Source organism: Streptomyces aureus (genome assembly GCF_000725495.1).
Lineage (GTDB): Bacteria > Actinomycetota > Actinomycetes > Streptomycetales > Streptomycetaceae > Streptomyces > Streptomyces aureus_B.
Map to the genome: position 1 here is coordinate 243,311 of NZ_JNZD01000013.1, position 18,012 is coordinate 261,322.

An 18,012-nucleotide genomic window follows, 5' to 3' on the forward strand; every position below is an offset into this window, starting at 1 on the left:
CCTCAATCGGTAGCGATACGGACGGCCGCGACGGCGTCCAGGACGGTCCTGCGCGTGGTGTCGGCGTCCGGCCCGGTGGCGATGACGTGCCCGGCCCGGTCCCAGGAGGACGCCCAGGGCCGGACCTCCCCGCCGGCCTCGACGTCCACCTCCACGGCCCGTACTCCGGGCAGCGCCTTCGCCGTGTCCTGGCCGAAGACCCCGGTCACGGTGCCCGGCTCGGCGGCGAGGAAGCGGATCGACGCGGTGCGCCGGGGGGACCGGGGCAGCTCGACCGGCCGGCCGGCGAGCAGGTCGATGAGGGTCAGCCTGATCCGGGTGTCGTAGGCGAGGTCGATGAGGTCGATCAGGTAGTCGCCCGGGCACCGCCCGGCGCACTCGACGAGCGTCGGGCCGGACGCGGTGAGGATCCACTCGGCGTGCAGGATGCCGGTTCCGAACCCGACCGCCGCGACCAGTGCCCTCAGGGCCGTCCCGAACGCGGCCCGGGTGTCCTCGTCGAGCGGCGCGGGCAGCAGATGGCCGAGCTCGACCGGATACGGTCCGGGGATCACCGTCTTGGCGGTGACGTTCTCGAAGACGACCTCGCCCTGCCGGACCAGTGCCTCGACGCTGAACTCCGGTCCGCGCAGCCGTTCCTCGGCCAGGAACCGCCACTCCAGCGGCCGGTCGGGCACCTGCTCGTACTCGGCGGCCGACGAGGTCCGCTCCCACGCCCGGGCCGCGCCCGCGGCGTCGACCGAGTCCAGCAGCTGCACGCCGACGCTCGCCTGCCGGTTCGCGGGCTTGACCACGACCGGACCGTCACCGGCGAAGTCGAGGATGTCCTCGGGTCCGTGGACCTCCCGCCAGCGCGGGTTGAGCACGCCGGCGGCACCGGTGACCTCGCGCAGCCTCACCTTGTCGCGCAGGGCCTGGGCGGCCGCCTCGGTGGCTCCGGGCAGCCCGAGTTTGGCGGCCAGCGCGGCCGCGCCGGGCACCGCGTACTCCAGCCCGGGGACGACGGCGGCCACGCCTCGCGCGGCCGACAGGTCGACCGCGAGGTCGAGGGCCTCGGCCGACTGCTGGTAGCGCGCCGGGACGATCCGGTCGAGGCAGTCGAACCCCGCCGGGGCGTCGCCCAGTTCCCGCTTGCGGATGATGTCGGGTTCCTCGATCACCACGACGGATCCGGCGGGGACCCGACCGTCGATCGCCCGCAGGTAGGCCGCGTTGTAGCCGACGAACAGCACCTGGGTGTCCGGGTCGGGGGCGGTCACGGTGACCTCCTGGTCGAGGGGACGGAGCACTGCATGGGAACTGCCCTTCCTTCATGGGTGGGGGGATGGCCGGTCGTCCGAGTGGTCGGAGGCGCCGGGTCTTCGGGTGCGCGGGTGCGGCGGTGCGCACGGGGGTCGGCCGACGGCGCTCACGCTGGGGTCCGGAGCACTCCTGTGCCGCCGTCGGCCCGTACGGGCGTTCCGTCGACGACGGCCTCGATGGCGGCCAGGACCTGCGCGCAGCGGGTCCGGGCCTCCTCGGGCGTGGCACCGGAGACGATCACGTGCCCGTGCCGGCTCTTGGAGTCGCGGACCGCGGGCACGGTGTCCCCGGGTCCGAGGCGGATGTTCAGCTCGTCGACGTACGGGAGGCCGGCGACCTCCTCCGGGCCGTGGATCGCGTCGACGCGGCCGGGCGGGAAGGTGAAGAACCGCACGGTCGCGGCCGCCGTCGCCGGTGGCGGGTCGAGCGGCGCGCCCGCCAGCTGGGTGAACACGGCCTGTTCGATGTCCAGCCCGGTGGCCAGTTCGACGAGTCTCGGTATCCGGTCGCCGCCGAGGCGGGCCTGCGACTCGACGATCCGCGGTCCCCGCTCCGTCCAGATGACCTCGGTGTGGGCGGGGCCGAACCGGTACCCGCAGGTCGTCAGGAACTCCCTGGTCAGCTCCTCGACGGCCTTCCGGCGCTCCGGCGGCAGCGGCGCCGGGTGGACGTGGCCCACCTCCACGAACAGCGGCGGCGGCCCCAGCAGCTTCTCGGTGATGCCGACGACGTGGTGGTGTCCGTCCCGGGTCAGCGTCTCGACGCTGTACTCGGGACCGCGCAGGTACTCCTCGACGAGGAACGGGCCGTCGTGGCCGTACTGGTCGAGGAGTGCCGTCCAGGGCACCCGGTCCGCCGGTTCCCGCCACAGGAACACCCCCCGGCTGCCGGCCAGCGCGGTGGGTTTGACCACCGCGGGGAGGCCGATCCGCCGGACCGCGTCCGGCACGTCGCCGCGGGCCGGGGCCGCTTCGAAGGCCACCGGGGACAGGCCGCGCGCGGCCAGCAGCTCACGCATCGCCTGCTTGTCCGCGAGCAGCCGGATCGCCGTGACGGGATTGAGCCCGGCACCCAGTTCCTCGGCCACCTCGTAGGCGCCGACCATGGTCTCCTCCCGGCCCAGGTGGTAGATCAGCGAGGCGTCGTGCTCCCGGGCGACCGCGCGGAGGGTCTCGCGCAGCAGCTCCTGGTCGCCGAAGTCGGCTGTCACGTACAGATCCGCGAGTTCGCGGACGTCGTCGAGGTAGTCCGGCGACTCCAGTGCCGGGTCCCAGATCGCGCCGACCCAGAACCCCGCGGCCTGCGCCTTGCGCACGAACTGGCGGTAGGGCATGACCATCAGCAGCCGGGGGCGGCCGTCGGGGGCCGCGGGCACGGTCATCGGGCACCGCCGCTCTCGGCCCCGGCCGCCACGGGCTCCTCCACGCGGCTGAGCAGGCTCAGATACCGCTCTCCGGTGTCGGGCAGCAGCGTCACGATGCGCTTGCCCCGGTACTCCGGACGGCTCGCCAGGACACCGGACGCGTGGACGACCGCGCCGGCCGAGACCCCGACCACGAGGCCCGTGTGCCGGGCGAGCCGCCGGGTGGTGTCCAGCGCGTCGGCGTCGGAGACCGCGATCACCTCGTCGATCAGCTCCCGCTCTGTGGTGGGCGCGACGAAGCCGCCGTTGAACCCCGGGATGCCGTGCGGGCCGGGTTCCCCGCCGGAGAGCAGCGGCGACCCCGCCGGTTCCACGGCGACGAGCCGGACGGACGGGTGCCGCTCGCGGAGGTAGCGGCCCGCGCCGCCGAGCGTGCCGCCGGTGCCGACCCCGCCGACGAACACGTCGATCCCCCCTTCGGTGTCGGACCAGATCTCGGGACCCGTCGACTCGTAGTGGGCGCGCGTGTTGTCGGGGTTGTCGTGCTGGCGGCAGAACCACGATCCGGGGGTCGCCCGGTGAATCTCCTCGGCCTTGTCGACGGCGGCCTGGTAGCCGCCGGTGTGCGGGGTCCGGACCACCTCGGCACCGAGCGCGCGCAGGATGGCGACGCGTTCCGGGGTCGCGTTGTCCGGCAGCACGATGACGCAGCGATGGCCGCGGGCCGCCGCCAGCGCGGCCAGGGAGATCCCGGTGTTGCCCGAGGTCGCCTCGATGACCGTGCCGTGGGCCGGGCCGAGCAGTCCGCGTTCCTCGGCGCCGCGCAGCATCGACAGCGCGGCCCGGTCCTTGCTGCTGGACCACGGGTTGAACAGCTCCAGCTTCGCCAGGACGCTCGTGCCGCCGGGCACGCCGGGCACGATCCGGTCCAGCGGCAGCCGCAGCAGGGGTGTGCCGCCGATGAGTTCGACGAGCGAGTCGGCGACGGGGCGCCGCCGGACCGGCTCGGTCCTGATGGCGATCTCCTTGGCGGCGGCCTCGGCGGTCCGCGCGGCGAGCTGGGCGGTCTCGGCCACCACCAGCACATGGCCGGCCCGGTCGCCGTTGCGCCGCAGCTCGCGCACCTCGTCTCCGGGCTTCGGCTTGAGGACGACCTCCTCCACTCCGGGCAGCGCGGCGGCCCGGTCCCGGCCGCCGACGGACACCACCCGGCCGGGGCTCGCGGTGAGGTAGCGGATGGCCGTCCCGGCGACCGGCTCGTCCGGCACCACCTTCTCGGGCAGGGGCCGGCCGAGGTACTGCCTGGTCACCAGTTCCAGCGAGCGGATGCCGAGGGCGCGGTCGACCAGGTACGTGATCTTTCCGCCGGCGGGCCTCGGGTTGATCTCGATGAGCTTGGGGCCCGAGGCGGTCACCTTGATCTCGACATGGGCCATGCCCAGGTCGAAGCCGACCGCGCGCAGGGCGTCCACGGCCAGGTCGCCGCAGCCGCGGACGACCGCATCGGGCAGGCCGGAGGGGAAGCTGTGGCCCAGTTCGACGAAGTAGCCGAGGCCGCCGACCGACTTGTCGGTCACCCCGAACACCTCGTACCGGTCGCCCTCGGCCAGCACCTCCACGCTGACCTCGGGGCCGCTCAGATACTCCTCCACCATCAGCTCGTGGTAGCGGCTCTGGCCCCGGGTGTTCTCCACCCGGGTGCGGATCAGCCGGACGTGCTCGGCGGCCTGGCCCGCGCTCTCCACGAGCCGGACGTCGGCGCTGCTGGTCTCGTCGGCCGGCTTGACCACGACCGGCAGGCCGATCCCGGCCGCAGCGGACTCGGCCTCCTCCGGGGTCCGCACGGTGCGGAAGGCGGGCATCGGTATGCCGTGCTCGGCGCAACGGCGGCGCATGAGCGCCTTGTTGCGCGCCACGGCGACCCCCTCGACGCTGACGGTGGGAAGCCCGAGCAGGACCGCCACCTCGGCGGCCACGACGACGTCGTACTCGGCCAGGGTCAGGAACGCGTCGAAGGGGTGGCGGGCACCGGCCTCGTGCACGTGCGGCAGGAGTTCCTCGAGGACGTTGGTCTCGCAGTGGACGATCTCGTCGACGTAGTTCTCGAAGTAGGCGGGGCCGCCGGGCACTTCGAGATAGCGGTCCAGGTCGCGGGTGAAGAAGGTGACGCGGCAGTCGAGTTCCTTGATGATCTGCAGGCCCTCGAAGCCGGAACCCGAGAGATTGCTCTCCAGGACGCCGACGTGAATCATGTGTGCCTCCGATGGCGTGCCGGCGTACGGCCGGCGGGGATACGACGGGCGGGGACGGGCGGGCGGTCACCAGCACCCGGGGGTGGCGAGGGCGCGCAGCAGCCGGCCGGCGTCCTCGCGGTCACCGGCGGCGGGCCGGATCGTGATCTCGGCCGTGGGGGCCGACACGCGGGCGCGGGGCGGTACGTCGGTGAGCACGAGCGAACCGGCGCCGACCAGCGCGTCGGCGCCGATCGTGACCGGGCCGAGGACGATGGCGTTGGTCCCGATCACCGCCCGGTCACCGACCACGGGGTGCCTGCGGGCTCCGGGCTCGCGCCGGCCGTCCCGCCACCAGCCGACCGCGCCGAGCGTCACCTGGTGGAAGAGCGTGACGTCGTCGCCGATCTCGGCGGTCTCGCCGACCACCACGGCCGCCCCGTGGTCGATGAACACGCGCCGGCCGAGGCGCGCTCCCGGATGGATCTCGATGCCTCCGGTCACCGCCCGGGCCGCATAGGCGAGGACGCGCGCGATCTGACGGTGTCCCCGGACGTACAGGGCGTGCGCCAGCCGATGGGTCCAGAGCGCCGGCAGGGCGGGGTGCAGCAGCGCCTCCGCGCGGCTGCGGATCGAGGGGTCTCGCGCGACGATCACGGACAGGTCTTCCCTCGCCCTGGCCAGGGTCTGGCGCATGCGGTCCTCCGTGGTTCATGGCCCGGTCTCCCGTCGGCCGGTGGTCGTGACGGCCGGGCTCAGTAGTTCGGGACCTTGATCAGCTTTCCGGTGCCGCCGGTTATCTCCGGGACGTACACCCGCTCGTTCCAGGCGTCCTGGGCGACCGGTTCGAGGGCGATCGAGACGGCGCCCTCGTCGACCGAGAAGGCGGTCCGGATCGCGCTGGTGATCGCTTCGACGAGGGCCGAGATCTGGTGGTCCTCCAGGTTGTTCGGGAAGTGCTTGATGTTCACGTGAGGCACTCCGATGGCCTTTCTGGTGAGCCGGGCGGTCTGGATGGCGGTGACGAGTTCGTCTATTCCGTGGGCGCGCAGCAGGCCGTAGTGGTCGGCCTCCAGCAGGCTGGTGCGCACGGGAGAGGCCGGGCGCACCCGGCCGGAGTCGAGGAAGGAGTCCTGGTCGCCAGCGGCTCTGAGCACGGTGATCGGCGCCCGGACGCCGCGGCCGGCCAGTTCGTGGGGGGTGTACTCGAACAGGAACGTCCGGCGCACCACGCCGACGATCCGGCGGACCAGCTCGGGTTCCAGGTGGTCGAGGCGGCCGCAGACGAACGCGATGAACGACTCCTCGTCGTGCGTCGCGGCCAGGACGGCGTCGACCGCCTCCGGTTCGAGGTTTCCGGCGAACACCGAGTAGAGGATCGGGACGAAGGTGGGGTCGGTGAAGTCGGCCGCGGTGCCTGCGGACGTTCTCCCGCGGGCCTCCACCGGCGGCTTGCCCGGCGCGATGAGGATCACCTCGTCGACCCGCTCGCCCGCCTGCTCCAGCCGGTACGCGGCCTCGAACGCGAGCCGGGCGCCGAAGGAGTAGCCCCACAGCGTGTACGGGCCGGACGGCTGGACGCGCCGGACGAGTTCGAGGTCCCGCGCGACCGTCTCGTCGAACGTCGGGTACGCGGTCTCCCCCGGGTTGACGCCGTGGGCCTGCACACCGAGGAACGGCCGCTCCTCCTCCAGCCGGCCCGCCAGGAGCCGCAGGCTCATCGGGTATCCGCCGAGGCCCGGCCAGCAGAAGACGGGCCTGGGGCCGTCCCCGCCGCGCAGCCGCACGAGCCTGGACAGCGTGGTCGCGGGTGCGTGGTCCACGCGCCGGGCCAGTTCGGCGATGGTCGGCGCGTCGAACAGCACCTGGAGCGGCAGGGAGCTGCCCAGCTCCCGGTTGATCCGGCCGACCAGGTTGACCGCGGTCAGCGAATGGCCCCCGGAGGCGAAGAAGTCGTCCCGGATCGAGACCCGCTCCTGCCGCAGCACCGCGCCCCACAGATCGGCGATCGCCTGCTCGGTGGGGGTGCGCGGCGCGACGACCGGAGTGTCGGTGTCCGCCATGGCGGCCGCGTCCAGGGCGCGCAGCCGCTGGTGGTCGATCTTCCCGTTGACGGTCAGCGGGAAGGAGTCCAGCACGGTGACCCGGTTGGGGACCATGTAGGGGGGCAGGGAGGCGGCGAGGTTGTCCTTGACGATCTCGGCCGGCCCGCGCGTGTGGACGGCGTCCTCCTTCATCCCCTCCGCGCGCCGCTGTTCCGCGCTGACCCGGCCGCCCAGGGCGAAGTAGGAGGCGGTGCCGGGCCCGAGGCCCGCGATGTCCGCGATCCGCCGGGCCGAGGGCAGGTCGTCGCCGGTCTCGGAGCTGTAGCCGGACGACATCAGTCCGAGCCCGAGGCCGTTCATCTGGAGGCGCTGGAGTTCCCGGCCCAGGTCGACGTAGCGCTGCCATGGGTCGGGCGACCTGCCGATCAGGCTGATCCCGAACCCGGACCGCTCGTAGACCTCCTGGTTGATGGCGATGACGTGCTGCCTGCGGACCAGTTCGGGGGACACCGGCACCAGACCGGTCCCGTCGTGGCGGTACTGGCCGGCGGGCAGACCGGCGACGCGGCCGGGATGGGCCTGTACGTAGGTGTCCACCGGCCCGGTGACCGCGGGCGCCGAGGCCGGCTCCACCTCGTACGTGACCAGGTGGTGGTCCTCGTCCGGGCACCGCAGGACGTCCTTGACCCCGGCTTCCCCCGCGCGGGCGGTGATCCGCAGGCCGTATCCGGGTAACACCTGGTCGAAGAGGCCGGCGATGTGACCGGCCTCGAACTGCAGGACCTCCCGCACGTTGTTGCGGTAGACCGGCTCGATGGCCGACCTGCTCCCGATGAGGTGGACCCGCATCCTCGGCCCGCCCGCCGGGGCCGGGGCGATCAGCGTGAGCCGGTGCGCGGCCGGGTCGTAGTAGTGGAACCCCGCTTCGAGGCCCGCGACACCGGACAGCTCCAGGTACAGCTGGGTCGCGTAGAGCGCTCCGGGCGAGGCGTACCCGTACTTGGGCAGGAGCCGTTCGGCGCTGGTGAACTGCCCGAAGTAGCGCAGCAGGGTGCCGAGTTCGGCGAGGGTCAGGGTCTCCGGGCGCCGGGGTGTCACCGCCCTCGGCGACGGGGGCGCGAGCAGGTCGAGGATGTCGCTCCGGGTCACCTCGCCGCCCTCGAAGAATCGGTAGGTCTTGCGGGCGAACACCGTGCGCCGCTGCTCCTCGGAGGGATCGCGTCCGGGCAGCTCCACGGTGGGAAGTCCGGGTTCCCGGCGCACCCCGAGGTCGGCGAGCTGCGCGCGTAACTGGAGCTTGCTCCGCTTCGACTGGTGGTGGGCGCCGTGGTTGCCCTGGTCCATCAACGCGGCTTGTTCGGGGTCCAGTTCGATGAACGCGACGAGGTTGGCGCCGAGCCGCGGGTCCTCGCGGACGACAACGGCGGCGCGTTTGACCCACTCGTGTGTCTCGACGGCCACCTTGATCTCGTCCAGCTCGACCCGGAAGCCGCGGAGTTTCACCTGGCTGTCGACACGGCCGAGGAACTGGAAGGTGCCGTCGTCGTTCCGGCGGGCCAGGTCTCCGGTGCGGTAGAGACGGTCGGAGCGGGGGTCCGTGGAGAACGGGTTGGGCAGGAACCGTTCGGCGGTCAGCTCGGGGCGGCCGAGGTAGCCGCGGGCGAGCTGCGGTCCCGCGACGTGGAGTTCACCGGACTCGCCGGGGCCGACGGGCCGACCGGCGGCGTCGAGGACGTGGAAGCTCAGGTCCCGCACCGGACGGCCGATGGAGACGTGGTCCGGGCCGTGCTGGACGTCCGCCCGGTCGACACGGTGGGCCGAGGCGTTGATGGTGCACTCGCTCGGGCCGTAGAGGTTGACCAGGTCGCAGTCCGGCAGCGCGTCGAGGAGTTCGACCGCCAGGCTCTTGGTGAGTGCCTCTCCCCCGCTGAACACCTGGGTGAGCGAGGCGCAGTCGGACAGCCGCCCGGTGTCGACGAGCGCCCGCAGCAGCGTGGGCACTCCCTGGAGCGTGGTCACCTCGTTCGCCACGATCAGGTCGACGAGCCCGCCGGGGTCGGCGTAGACGCCGGGTGCGCTCATCACCACGCGGCTGCCACAGGCCGGCGCGAGGATCTCCCACTGGGCGGCGTCGAAGCTGAACGGCGTCTTCTGGAGCACCGTGCGGTTCGGGCCGAGGCCCTGCTCGTCGGCCAGCCAGCGCATCTGGCTCACGATGCTGTGCTGCTCGATGCCGATGCCCTTCGGGTTCCCCGTGCTCCCGGAGGTGTAGATGACGTACGCGAGATCGTCCGGCCCCGCGTCGGCGGGAGCGGCGGGTCCGGCGGGTCCGGGAGGTTCGGCGGGTCCGGCGGGTCCGGTCTGCCGTGCGGTCCCTCCGGTCCGTGCGTCGGCGAGGGTGACGATCCTCGTCGCCGGCGAGGTCATCGCGGTCAGCCGCGGCACCAGGGACGCGTCGGCCAGGATGACCTCGGCCCGCGAGTTCACGATCATGTAGCGCAGGCGCTCGTCCGGGTACTCCGGCGACAGCGGCAGGTACGCCGCGCCCGCGTGCAGGACACCCCAGACGCCCACCATGAGATCGAGGGACGGCTCCATGAAGACGCCGACCTGATCGTCCCTGGTCACGCCGAGATGCCTCAGACGGCCGGCGACGTGCTCGCTGCGCTCGCCGAGCTGCCGGAACGTCAGCCGCCGCGAACCGCTGGAGACGGCGGTCCGGTCGGGCTGGAGACGGATGGACGCGCGTAGCATGTCCGAAAGGGACATCTTCTCGTGCCTCGTTAGTTTCGCCATCTTCCTTCGAACCTAGAATTCGTCGATGCGAGCGCGTCGCCGGCGGGTTCATACCGACATTGCCCGGCACTTCGGGCAGCGGACATGAGTCACCCTTTTCGGCTCTCGCGTCGTCTTCGAAAACGCGGGCAGGGCAGAGCGCACCCGGGCGGAATTCGCCGAAAGTAAAACGTTACCGGTATTCGCCTGACGCTTTCATGAACGGCTGCTTTCCAGCGGTCCGGTTCACGAACATGTCACAGTCGCGGGCCCCCGGCGGGGACGGCGACCACGCGGGTACATCGGCGACAGGAACGCGGCGCTCCCCCGGAGCGTCGCAGTTGCACGCCTGACACGCCTTCCCCCTTCCCCGTCGATGTCCGGCCTCGAGGACCGCGCCTCGCCGGCACGGCTCCGGGCCGCCGGAAAGGGTCCGGCCGGTCACGCCTCCCCCTAAGGGCGCGGCGCGCACCGGATCAGGACAGTTCCTCGCGGCGGCATTCGGAACGTACACGACGGATACGGCCGGGGCGAGGGCCCCCGAAAGTCCGTCCCGGGCCCTTTTGACCTGCTTCGGATCCCCCGTTCACGGTCGGTCCCGGCCACTGTCGGAGTTACGGGGTGCAAAGGGAAGAGTGCTGTTTCGGATATTCGCCTCGCGACCCGACGGAGAGGGCCGCATTCGACCGAAAACCGACTGGAGCGATTCCGTTTTCCCTCTCTTCCTCGTGCGTCGATGCCTGGAGCGGTGACCGTCTTCCGCCCAGGAGGACCGGCGGTGAGACGTGCGGGCGCGCGCCTTATCGCGAACGGAAGGCGGATGCGCGTCTGCTGTAGTGAATTTCCCGTCCGGAAAACCGGGCACCGTGAGCCGGCCCGTCGAGCCGGCCGCGCCCGGAGGAGTTCACGGAGCTGCAACAGAGAACGTCATGAAGAGCGCTTTCCCGCCCCTGGGTGAATACCGCGCGGGTCGCGCGCCCGGCACAGAACCGGCAGAAGGCATACGGCCAGGAGGGCCGCGGTCGCGGGAAAGAGGGCGAAGGGACCGCCGAGCGCCAGCAGGGGGCCGCCGGCGAACGATCCGGCTCCGGTACCGGCGTCGAAGGCGATGTTCCACGCGACCCCGGCACGCCCCAACGCGTCGGGGCCGTCGCCGGCCGCCTGCATGATCAGCACCAGCGTGGCGCTCTGGGCGGCGCCGAAACCCGCCCCGAACAGGGCGGCCCCCGCCATCAGGAGGACCGGCTGATGGGCCGCCGCCTCCGCGGCCGTACCGAGCGCGGTGGCCAGGACCGCCGGCACCAGGACCGGCCGGCCGCCGTACCGGTCGATGAACCACCCGGCGGCGAGCCGGAAGACCACGGAGAACGCCTGTGCGGCCAGCAGGGCCGCGGGCGCCGCCGCGGCGGTCAGCGGCAGGAACGTGAAGACCACACCGTAGGCCGTCGTCGAGGCGGTCTCCACCGCCAGGAGGCCGGCCATGGGACGCAGCGACCTGCCTGTTGCGCGCACGGTCCGTAGCCGGCCGACCCGGGACACGGCCGGGCGGGACACGGCGGGGCGGGACACGGCGGGGCGGGCGGGCCCCGGACCGCTCGGGAGGCCGCAGGAGCCGGCCGGCACCAGCGCGGCGGAGCCCGCCGCGAGCGCGAAGGCGAGCGTGTACGCCTCCTGCCGGGCCAGCGCGATGCCGGCCGGAGCCCCCAGGACCCCGGCGACACCCACGACGGCGCCGTACCAGCCGACGGCCCGCCCGCGTTCGCCCGGCGGGAACAGCTCCGTCGTGAAGGTGACACCGGCCACGACGAAGATCCCGAAGCCCAGTCCGCGTACGGCGGTGAGCCCGGCCAGGACGGCGGGGGAGCCGGCGGCCGGCAGGACCAGACAGGGCAGCCCGAGCAGCGCGCCGCTCACCGCGAGGGAGCGCCGCCGCCCGAGGCGGGCGAACAGCCGCGGTGTGAAGGGCTGGACGGCCAGTGTGGCCGCCATCAGCACGGCGGTGAGCGCTCCGGCGCCCGACGGTCCGGCACCGGACCGCACGGCGTACGCGGGCATCGCCGACAGCAGCAGATTGAAACTGGCGAACCCGCCGAACGCGGCGGTCAGTGCGCCGCCGACGGCGGTCCGCCGACGCGCCGGGGACAGCGCCGGACGACGGTCGGCCGGTGCGGCGCAAGGGTCCGCGGAGGCGGTCATCGCGATCGTACGATACTGGTGAGAGCCCGGGCCCGGGCCCAGGGCTGAATCTGAGGCTGGGTCTGGCTCTGAGCTGCGGCCTGGTGTTCGGGGTGAGCCCCGGCCCAGGTCCGGGGCTGGACCCGGGTCTGGGCGGCGTGGCGCTGGGCCCGGGTCTGGGGCCGGCGCTGGGTCTGGCGCTGGGTCTGAGCCCCGGCCCGGGGCTGGTGTTGGGCCTCGTGGCGGGCCCGACGGGGCGTCATGGGCGGGTACGGATCGCGGAAGCCGAGCGCCGTCTCGTTTGACACGTACACGAAGGTACCCGGCCCGGCGGCCGGGCGTCAGAGCTCGCCGGGGGCGCCGAGGCCGGTCAGGGCGCCGACCGGGTCGAGGTCCGGTGTGCCGCGGGGCCACCAGTCGTCGTGGCCCGGCTCGGACTCGTAGGCGTACCACAGGCCGTTGCGGCCGAGACGGAGCTGGGCGTGGCCGCGCGGGTGGGTGAGGTGGTTGCGCCAGGGTCTGAAGGCCGGGAAGTCGGCGGCCATCAGCAGCGGCCGGGCCCGGTCGAACCGGCCCGCCGGGGGGTCCCAAGGCTCCTCCAGCACGCTGAGCGCCTCGAACCCGCCCTGCCGCCAGGCGGCGACCGCCCGGGCCAGATCGGCCGGGGTACGGCCGGTCGCGGAGGCCAGCGAGGAGTAGAGGGCGCGGGTGGCGGCGGTCAGCCCCGATCCCGGGCGGGCCGCGGCCACGCGCACCGCGTCCTGCCACAGGGTCAGTTCCGCGACCGGGTCCCGGCCCGAGGTCAGCAGCGCGTGCGCGCGGGCCGCCGCGTCCGTGGCCAGCTGGTCCAGGGCGAACGCGTCCGGGCCGCCCGGTACGCCCGGGTAGGCCGGCGGCTGCCCTGGATGCGCGGGCGGCGGCAGCGGAGCGGGGAGGGGCGGCAGCGCGCGCCGGGCCACCGCGTCACTGGCGCGGACGCCGGCCGGCCGGGCCGGTTCCCGGTCCTGGGCGGCGCGGGCCGCGCGGGTGGCGTTGCGCCGGGAGAGCGCGTCGAGCAGCCCGCGCTCGCCACGGCCGCGCAGCAGGAACAGGACGAAGGGGTCCTGGTCGAGCAACCGCGCCGTCTGATAGCAGAGAGCCGCCGCGTGCTTGCAGGGGTGCCCGAAGTCGGGGCAGCTGCAATGCGGTTCGAGCTCGCCGGGGCCCGGAAGCAGGGGGACACCGCAGTCCGCGAGCGACTTGGGCATCTCCTTGTCGAGCAGCGCCGCGATGTGCCCGGGCCGCTCGGCGGCGGCGTCGACGAACCGGTCCCAGTCGCCGTCGGTCAGCGTCCGCACCCTGATCTGGACGCGGTACGGCCTCGGCCGGCTCCCGTGGACATAGGCGAGGACCAGACCCGGCGTGACGGTGACGGCGTCGACGTGTCCGCGCCCGGCGTACGTCCGCCCGCGCGCCAGCCGTGCCGCGTCCAGCGCCCCTTCCTCCAGCGCCGTGATCCACGCGTTGCCCCACCACGTCTCCGCGAACGCGCCCTCGTCGCTGACCCGTGCGGGGAAGGCGGGGAACGTACGGCGCAACTCGCCGTCGCGGCCCGGGGATCCCATCGAGCGCGGAAGCCGCTCGGCGGGGGCGGTACCGGCCCGTGGAGCGGAGGACACCGGGGACTCGAAGGGCTCCGGAGGCTCCGGGGGCTCGGGGAATTCCGCCGACTCCGTTGCCCCGGTGCGGGGTTCGGAGGTGAAGAGCCCCGAGACGAGGGAGCCGACCGTGAACGGCTCGTCGGCCGCCGTCTCCTCTTCGGACACCTGGTGCGGAGGGTCTTCGAGATGCGGAGGGTCTCCGGCGGGCGCCGGGTGTCCGGGGTCCGCGGGCTCTTCGGGACGGGCCGGGTGCCCCGGGTGGGCGGCGTCCTCGGCGTGTGGGGGGTGCTGGGGCAGCACGAGGTCCGAGGAGTCCTCGGGGTACGCCGGATGCCCCGGCCGCGGAGAGCCTCCGGTGCGTGCCGGGCGCGCGAAGTGCCGGCTGTGGTCGGGGTGTTCAGGGTGCGCGGAGGACGTGGAGTGCTCGGGGCTCTCCATGTGCTCGGGGCCCTCCGCGAACTCCGCGTACGGGGGGCGTCCGCGTCGACCGGAGCTGCGGTCGACGTGCCGCTCGCGTGTGGTCGCCTGGGCATCGGTGTCCGCCCCCGGAGGAGGTGGTTCCCCCGTTTCGGCGGCCACGTCGGGCGGCAGCCGGAAGGCGTCCGCGAGCAGGTCGTTGAGCCGGCGCTGCTGGGACGCCCGGTCGCTGGGCGTGGGGTGCGCGGACCCCCGTCGCCCCCGGGCTCCGGACGGAGACGTCCGGGCGGACCGGCGCCTCTGACCTGGTCCCCCGTCCTCGGACTCCGCCGACCGCTCACCGCCGCCGTCCGCCTCCGTGGACCGAAGCCGGCGCGCCTCCTCCCGCGCGGCACGCAACGCCTCACGGGCGATGTCACCGGGGCGCGCGCCGCTCCGGGCCTCCGCGCCGGCGGGAGCGGCCGGGGCCGAGTCCACGGCCGCCGGGGCCGAATCCACCCCCGCCGGGACCGAATCCACCGCCGCAGCCCGGCGCAGAGCCTCACGGGCCGCGTCGCCCGGCCGCGTTCCCGGTGCGGCGCCCTTCGGGGGTGCGTCGGAGGCGTCGAACATGTCAGAGGCGTCGGAGGCGCCGGGTGTGTCAGAGGCGTCGGAGTCGGAGGCGTCGAGTACGCCGGGGGCACCGGGCGACGGGGTCGGGGTCAGGGCCGACGAGGCGGACGGCGGACCGCCCACCACCTCCCCCTCGCCCGGCACACCGGCGCCGGCGCCGCCAACAACGCCACCCCGCTCACCCGCACCCGCACCCGCACCCGCACCCGCACCCGCACCCGCACGATCGTCCGTCGCGGCCGCCGCGGCCTTCCGGGCGGCGCGCAGGGCCCGGCGGGCCTCGTCTGCGGGGCGGTCGCCGTTCGCCGGACGGCTCGGACCGGCGCCGTCGGCCGGTGCGTCGGTTCCTGCCCCGGGCACGCCGGTCTCCTCTCCCCCGGTCCCGGTCATGCCGTCCTCCGGAGCGAGACGAGGTCGGACAGCTCACGGTCGGTGAGCTCCGTCAGGGACGCCTCGCCGGAACCGAGGATCGCGTCGGCGAGAGCCCGCTTCGCCTCCAGCATCTCGGCGATCCGGTCCTCGACCGTGCCCTCGGTGATGAGCCGGTGCACCTGGACGGGCTGGGTCTGGCCGATACGGTAGGCGCGGTCGGTGGCCTGCTCCTCGACCGCGGGGTTCCACCAGCGGTCGAAGTGGACGACATGGCCGGCACGGGTGAGGTTCAGACCGGTCCCGGCCGCCTTGAGCGACAGCACCAGGACGGGCGTCGCCCCGCTCTGGAACCGGTCCACCATGTGCTCACGCTCGGCGACCGGCGTACCGCCGTGCAGGAGCTCGACCGGGACGGCGCGGGCCGCCAGGTGCTCGGTGATCAGGCGGGCCATTCCCACGTACTGGGTGAAGACGAGGGCCGAACCGTCCTCGGCGAGCAGGGTGTCCAGCAGTTCGTCGAGCAGGGCCAGTTTGCCCGAGCGGGCGGAGGTCCCGAGCGCGGCCTGCCGGGCCTCCTCCTTCAGGAACAGGGCCGGGTGGTTGCAGATCTGCTTGAGCGAGGTCAGCAGCTTCAGGACCAGTCCCCGGCGGGCGATGCCGTCGCTGGTCTCGATGGCCAGCAGGGACTCACGGACCACCGCCTCGTACAGGGAGGCCTGTTCGCGGGTGAGCGGGACGGGGTGGTCCGTCTCGGTCTTCGGCGGGAGCTCGGGGACGATGCCGGGGTCGGACTTCTTGCGGCGGAGCAGGAACGGGCGGATCAGCCGCGCCAGCCGGGCCACGGCCTCCTCGTCCTCGCCGTTCTCCACGGCGCGGGCGTGCCGGGCGCGGAAGGACTTGAGGGGGCCGAGCAGCCCCGGGGTCGTCCAGTCGAGCAGCGCCCACAGTTCGGAGAGGTTGTTCTCCACGGGGGTGCCGGTGAGTGCGACCCGCGCGGGGGCCGGGATGGTCCGCAGGGCCTTCGCCGTGGCCGAGTACGGGTTCTTGACGTGCTGTGCCTCGTCCGCGACGACCATGCCCCAGGGCTGGTCGGCGAGGTGGGCGGCGGCCGACCGCATCGTGCCGTACGTGGTGAGGACGAACCCGCCGTCGAGTCCGTCGAGCGTGCGGTCGGGGCCGTGGAAGCGGCGCACGGGGACTCCGGGCGCGAAACGGGTGATCTCCCGCTGCCAGTTGCCGAGGAGGGAGGCGGGACAGACCACCAGCGTCGGTTCGCTGCGGGCCCGCTTCAGGTGGAGCGCGATGAGCGTGACGGTCTTGCCGAGGCCCATGTCGTCGGCGAGGCAGCCGCCGAGGCCGAGGGAGGTCATGAGGTCCAGCCAGGCGAGACCGCGGAGTTGGTAGTCCCGGAGCCGGGCGTCCAGGCCGGGCGGGGGCTCGACGGGGGTCACGCCCGCGGTGAGGCGGTCGCGCAGCACGGCGAGGGCCCCGACCGGCACCGCCTCGACCGTCTCGCCGTCGACCTCGGCGGTTCCGGTGAGCGCGACGGAGAGGGCGTCCACCGGGTCGAGCAGTCCCAGTTCGCGCTTGCGGGCCTTGCGGACGAGGGCGGGGTCGACGAGGACCCACTGGTCGCGCAGCCGGACGACCGGCCGGTGGGCCTCGGCCAGGGCGTCCATCTCGGCCTCGCTCAGCGGATCGCCGCCGAGGGCCAGCTGCCACCGGAACTGGAGGAGTTCCTCGCTCTCGAAGAAGCCGGTCCCGTCGGTCGCCGATCCGGGAGCGGGACGGACGACCGCCGCGGCGCTCAGGTCCTGCGCCAGGTCCCGGGGCCAGTGCACGGCGACACCGGCCGCGCCGAGCCGGGTCGCGGCGACCCCGAGCAGGTCGGACAGCTCCTCCTCGGAGAGGGCGAGCACGTCCGGCACGTCCTGTTCGGACAGCCGGTCGAGGGGCGGCCAGACCCGGGCGGCGCGCCGGACGGCGAGGGCTGCGTCGACGTGGGCGCGGGGTCCGAACACGGTGTCGGCGTCTCCCGCCCACAGGGCGGCGGCGTCGACCACGAGGGTGGGGTCGGCGAGGCTGTGCACCTGGACGACGGCGGCGCCCGCCCGGCGTGCGCCCTCGCCGTCGTCGAAGAGCTGATGGGCGGACAGGTCCAGCCGCAGCGAGATCCGTACGCCCGCGTCCATGCCGGCGGCGACCTCGGCGGCCCAGTCCTGGGCGCCGGTCAGCCGCTGCGGCGCGCGGGCGGCGAAGGGCCTGCCGCCCGTGTACGGAGCGGCGGGCGTGCGGGGCAGGGTGTCGGCGACCGCGTCCAGGAAGGATCGCATCAGGGCTTCCGGCTCGGGCAGCCGGATCGGCCCCTTGCCGGGCAGGGGGACGGCGTGTCCCTCGTACGGAAGGGCTTCGGCGAGCGACCGCAGGTGGGCGATGTCCTCCGGGTCCAGGGGGCCCGCGCGCCAGGCGTCGAAGCCGTCCGGGGTGATCCCGGGCAGCAGGCGTCCGCGCGCGACCAGGCGCAGGGCGTGGAGGGCGGCGGCGCCCCAGCAGGCGGTGGCGGGGTGGGCCGCGGGGTCCCGCCGGGCCCCGGACAACAGGGGCAGGGCCTCGGCCAGGGAGAGGACGCGGGCGGGGACCGTGCCCCGGCGGACGCCCGAACCGTGCGGTCGTACGACCGTCAGTTCGGTGTGCTCGTCGGCGGCCGTCCCCGGCTCGGGTGCGGGCGCGGTGGCGCCCGCGGGATGGTCCTCCGACAGCGGGGTGTCCCCGGTGGGCAGGGGTTCCCCTTCCGGGTCCCAGAAGGCGACACGTCCCTCGCGGGGCAGGGAGGCGGGCAGGAAGACGGCGGCGAGCCGTGCGGACGGCGGGCGGCTCGGGAGGGTGCGGGCGGCCTCGTGCTTGCGGGGATCGGCCGCGGGCGCGGAGCGCGCCGGGGCCGAGGGCGCGCCGACGGAAGGCATCCGTGCCGTCGCCACGTCCATGCCCTCGCGCATACGCCCCACCTCCCGCCCGTCGGTCGAATCAGTTGTCTTCGACTCTACGGGCGGGGTCTGACAACCGGCTCCCACGGCCGTGCG

General features: G+C 74.0%; 8 protein-coding genes and 1 pseudogene. All 9 read right to left on the bottom strand.

Annotation, left to right across the window (positions count from 1 at the left end; all coding sequences use genetic code 11):
- Window positions 1-2 precede the first annotated feature (2 nt).
- A complete protein-coding gene (locus tag IO36_RS19585; RefSeq protein ID WP_037621965.1) occupies window positions 3-1,259 on the bottom strand; it encodes an ATP-grasp domain-containing protein in 1,257 nt (418 codons plus the stop codon).
- A 149-nt stretch (window positions 1,260-1,408) separates the two neighbouring features.
- Window positions 1,409-2,683, bottom strand: coding sequence for an ATP-grasp domain-containing protein (locus IO36_RS19590; RefSeq protein ID WP_051900669.1), 1,275 nt, complete (start codon window positions 2,681-2,683; stop codon window positions 1,409-1,411).
- Window positions 2,680-3,687, bottom strand: a complete 1,008-nt coding sequence (locus IO36_RS48230; RefSeq protein ID WP_051900736.1) for a PLP-dependent cysteine synthase family protein — start codon at window positions 3,685-3,687, stop codon at window positions 2,680-2,682. Before IO36_RS48230 ends, IO36_RS19590 begins: the two co-directional genes overlap by 4 nt.
- Window positions 3,682-4,917, bottom strand: a pseudogene (locus tag IO36_RS48955) (ATP-grasp domain-containing protein); the annotation flags it as partial. The gene IO36_RS48230 and the pseudogene IO36_RS48955, both read right to left, overlap by 6 nt.
- A 66-nt stretch (window positions 4,918-4,983) precedes the next feature.
- A complete protein-coding gene (gene epsC / locus IO36_RS19605) occupies window positions 4,984-5,592 on the bottom strand; it encodes a serine O-acetyltransferase EpsC (RefSeq protein ID WP_051900671.1) in 609 nt (202 codons plus the stop codon).
- Between the two features lie 59 nt (window positions 5,593-5,651).
- Window positions 5,652-9,695, bottom strand: a complete 4,044-nt coding sequence (locus IO36_RS19610) for an amino acid adenylation domain-containing protein (protein WP_245173346.1) — start codon at window positions 9,693-9,695, stop codon at window positions 5,652-5,654.
- A gap of 948 nt (window positions 9,696-10,643) precedes the next feature.
- Window positions 10,644-11,912: an MFS transporter gene (locus IO36_RS19615; protein ID WP_051900678.1), complete on the bottom strand. Its 1,269-nt coding sequence runs from the start codon at window positions 11,910-11,912 to the stop codon at window positions 10,644-10,646.
- Between the two features lie 320 nt (window positions 11,913-12,232).
- The gene (locus IO36_RS44670) at window positions 12,233-14,920 is read right to left on the bottom strand and encodes an SWIM zinc finger family protein (RefSeq protein WP_245173348.1); all 2,688 of its coding nucleotides are present in this window, start codon (window positions 14,918-14,920) and stop codon (window positions 12,233-12,235) included.
- 26 nt (window positions 14,921-14,946) lie between these two features.
- On the bottom strand, window positions 14,947-17,928 hold the full coding sequence (locus tag IO36_RS19630) for a DEAD/DEAH box helicase (RefSeq protein WP_245173349.1): 2,982 nt from the start codon (window positions 17,926-17,928) through the stop codon (window positions 14,947-14,949).
- Window positions 17,929-18,012 lie beyond the last annotated feature (84 nt).

Coding starts and splice junctions, on each gene's coding strand:
- IO36_RS19615 (WP_051900678.1), bottom strand. CDS start 11,912: ATGACCGCCTCCGCGGACCCTTGCGCCGCACCGGCCGACCGTCGTCCG.
- epsC (WP_051900671.1), bottom strand. CDS start 5,592: ATGCGCCAGACCCTGGCCAGGGCGAGGGAAGACCTGTCCGTGATCGTC.
- IO36_RS19610 (WP_245173346.1), bottom strand. CDS start 9,695: ATGCTACGCGCGTCCATCCGTCTCCAGCCCGACCGGACCGCCGTCTCC.
- IO36_RS19590 (WP_051900669.1), bottom strand. CDS start 2,683: ATGACCGTGCCCGCGGCCCCCGACGGCCGCCCCCGGCTGCTGATGGTC.
- IO36_RS19630 (WP_245173349.1), bottom strand. CDS start 17,928: ATGCGCGAGGGCATGGACGTGGCGACGGCACGGATGCCTTCCGTCGGC.